A 3,240-nucleotide genomic window follows, 5' to 3' on the forward strand; every position below is an offset into this window, starting at 1 on the left:
CATCGCGCTGCCGCGGTGGCACCGCTCAGATGGACGCGGCCGAAAGTTCCACCGCTCCAGCGGACACGACCCCAGGGGCGGCTTCAAGGGCGTCTTGGGCGTAGGGCGGTGAGTAATCCTCGGGCCGCGCCCGGCCCCTGGGACAGCTCCCGCACAGGCGGGCGGCGCCGGGCTGCTCCTGTGGTCGTGGAGCCGTCTTCCCGGTGTGATCGGTCTCGCTGCCGCCCATGACTTCGCCGTGGTTTGGTGCGACCGTCTAGAGTATTGGGCGGTGGATCTTTCCTCCCCGTCCGCATCGGAGCGGCGGGTCGAGGGTTTCCACGCGGCAGATTTTCCGCGCGCCGAAGTGCGCGCCGGCGCGACTCGCACGGGGAGAACCAGGCACATGCCCGATTTCGTCGACGAAGCGGTCTTGCATGTCAAGGCCGGTGACGGCGGGCACGGCTGTGCCTCCATCCACCGGGAGAAGTTCAAGCCCCTCGGCGGCCCCGACGGCGGCAACGGCGGGCGCGGCGGCGACGTCGTCCTGGAGGTCGACCCCAACGTCGCCACCCTCCTGGAGTACCAGCGCCGCCCCCACCGCCGGGCCGGGAACGGTACCCCCGGCAAGGGCGGTAACCGCAACGGCGCCAACGGCGACGAGCTCGTCCTGGCCGTGCCGGACGGAACGGTCGTCACCGGTGAGGACGGCGAGGTCATCGCCGACCTCGTCGGCGCCGGGACGCGCCTGGTGCTGGCCGACGGGGGCGCCGGAGGCCTCGGCAACGCCGCCCTGGCCTCGCCCAAGCGCAAGGCCCCCGGTTTCGCCCTCAAGGGTGAAGAGGGCGTCTCGGTCGACGTGCGCCTGGAGATCAAGACCATCGCCGATGTCGGCCTGGTCGGGTTCCCCAGCGCAGGAAAGTCCTCCCTCATCGCGTCCCTGTCGGCGGCCAAGCCCAAGATCGCCGACTACCCGTTCACCACCCTGATCCCGAACCTGGGCGTGGTCGACGCGGGCGAGGTGCAGTACGTCGTCGCCGACGTGCCCGGCCTCATCCCCGAGGCCAGCCAGGGCCGGGGTCTGGGCATGAACTTCCTCCGGCACATCGAGCGCTGTTCCACCATGGTGCACGTGCTGGACTGCGTCACCGCGACCTACGACCCCGACCGGGACCCGGTCCGCGACCTCGACGCCCTGGAGGACGAGCTGGCCGCCTACGGCGAGCTGATGGACGTCGACCTGTCCGACCGCCCCCGCCTGGTGGTCCTCAACAAGATCGACGTGCCCGACGCGCGCGAGCTGGCCGAGATCGTCCGCCCCATGCTCGAAGAGCGCGGCCTGAAGGTGCTGGAGGTGTCGGCCGCCACCCGCGAGGGCCTGCGCGAGCTGGCCTTCGCCATGGGCGAGGAGGTCGCCCGGGCCCGCGCCGACCGCCCCGAGCCCGAGCCCACCCGCGTGGTGCTGCGCCCGCGCGAGCTCGGCGAGGCGTCCTTCGAGGTCGTCAAGCTCGGCGACAACGTCTTCCGGGTGCGCGGAACCAAGCCCGAGCGGTGGGTCCGCCAGACCGACTTCTCCAACGAGGAGGCCGTCGGCTACCTTGGCGAGCGGCTGAACCGCCTCGGTATCGAGGAGGCCCTCGCCAAGGCCGGAGCCACCGAGGGCGCCGAGGTCTACATCGGCAGCGAGGAGAACTCCGTGGTCTTCGACTGGGCACCCGGCGTCGACACCGACCAGGCCCCGATCGGCCCGCGCGGCACCGACTCCCGGCTGGGCTGACGCCGCGCGGGCGAGGTGGCAGGCGCCCGGCCGCTTCGACGATCGACACAGATGGGAAGTCGTCCGCCGTGCACCAGGAAGGCACAGCAGGGCAGAAGGGGAACACCGACGGCGCCTCCGGCGCCGCCCGGGGGGAGCTGCGCGCGGCGCGGCGCGTGGTGGTCAAGGTCGGGTCCTCCTCGCTGACCACCCCGGACGGGCACATCGACACCGACCGCATCGCCGAGCTGACCGACGTGCTGGCGCGCCGCCGGGCGGACGGGACGGAGCTGGTGCTGGTCTCCTCCGGGGCGGTCGCCGCGGGCATGGGGCCGCTCGGGCAGGCCGCCCGCCCCCGCGACCTGGCCACCCAGCAGGCGTCGGCCAGCGTCGGCCAGGGGCTGCTGGTGGCCCACTACACCGGGGCCTTCGCGCGCCACGGCCTGACCGCCGCGCAGGTGCTGCTCACCGTCGAGGACATGATGCGCCGGGTGCAGTACCGCAACGCCCAGCGCACCCTGCGGCGGCTGCTCGACATGGGCGCCGTGCCCATCGTCAACGAGAACGACACCGTCGCCACGCACGAGATCCGCTTCGGCGACAACGACCGCCTCGCGGCCCTGGTCGCGCACCTGCTGCGGGCCGAGGCGCTGCTGCTGCTCTCCGACGTCGACGCGCTCTACGACGGGAACCCGGCCAAGCCGGGGACCCGGCGCATCCCGCGGGTGAGCGGCGCGGCGGACCTGGCCGGGGTGGACGTCGGGGGCACCGGCGGGCGCGGTGTCGGGACCGGCGGGATGGTGACGAAGCTGGAGTCGGCGCGCATCGCCACTGAGGCGGGGGTGCCGACGGTGCTCACGTCGGCGGCCAACGCGGGTGCGGCCCTGGCGGGGGAGTCGGTGGGCACGCTGTTCACGGCGGCGGCCACCCGCCGGCCGACGGCGCGGCAGCTCTGGCTGGCCCACGCCACGTCCGGGCGCGGCACGGTGGTGCTCGACCCGGGGGCGGTGCGCGCGGTGGCCGCCGAGCACGCTTCGCTGCTTCCTGCGGGGGTCGTCAAGGTCGAGGGCGAGTTCAGCGCGGGGGACCCGGTCGACCTGTGCGACGAGGACGGCCGGAGGGTCGCCCGCGGCCTGGTCAACTACGACGCGGCGGAGATCCCCATGCTCATGGGGCGTTCCACCCGCTGGCTGGCCCGCGAGATGGGGCCCGAGTACGAGCGCGAGATCGTGCACCGCGACGACATGGTGCTGCTGAACCGCGACCGGCGAGCGGCCGAAGGCGGGGGAGAGGACGACTGGGCGCGCGGCAGCGCGCCGGACGGCCCCTCCCCGAAGGCACCGGCCCAGGCGGGCGGCCCATCCGTGTAGCGGCTCCACCTGGACATTCCTCCACCCGGACCGCTCCGCGGACACGCGCCACGGGCCTTCCGGCACCGCTGTCGGGCAACGAGCCTCGGGGTGCCAGGGGAGGGGCGGCGACGAAGAAGCGGGGCGGTTCCCCGG

At 73.8% G+C, this 3,240-nt stretch carries 2 protein-coding genes; both read left to right on the forward strand.

Annotated elements, in window-relative coordinates; all coding sequences use genetic code 11:
- The first annotated feature begins 385 nt into the window (after positions 1 to 385).
- Positions 386 to 1,756: a GTPase ObgE gene (gene obgE / locus D450_RS0125840; protein ID WP_017541526.1), complete on the forward strand. Its 1,371-nt coding sequence runs from the start codon at positions 386 to 388 to the stop codon at positions 1,754 to 1,756.
- 137 nt (positions 1,757 to 1,893) lie between these two features.
- Positions 1,894 to 3,105 carry a glutamate 5-kinase gene (gene proB / locus D450_RS0125845; RefSeq protein ID WP_241483286.1) on the forward strand — a complete coding sequence of 404 codons (1,212 nt, stop codon included), beginning with the start codon at positions 1,894 to 1,896 and terminating at the stop codon, positions 3,103 to 3,105.
- Positions 3,106 to 3,240 lie beyond the last annotated feature (135 nt).

Source organism: Nocardiopsis halophila DSM 44494 (assembly GCF_000341245.1).
GTDB classification, from domain to species: domain Bacteria; phylum Actinomycetota; class Actinomycetes; order Streptosporangiales; family Streptosporangiaceae; genus Nocardiopsis_A; species Nocardiopsis_A halophila.

What these genes read in the sequence shown, in the direction of transcription:
- obgE (WP_017541526.1), top strand. Translation starts at nt 386, where the DNA reads ATGCCCGATTTCGTCGACGAAGCGGTCTTGCATGTCAAGGCCGGTGAC.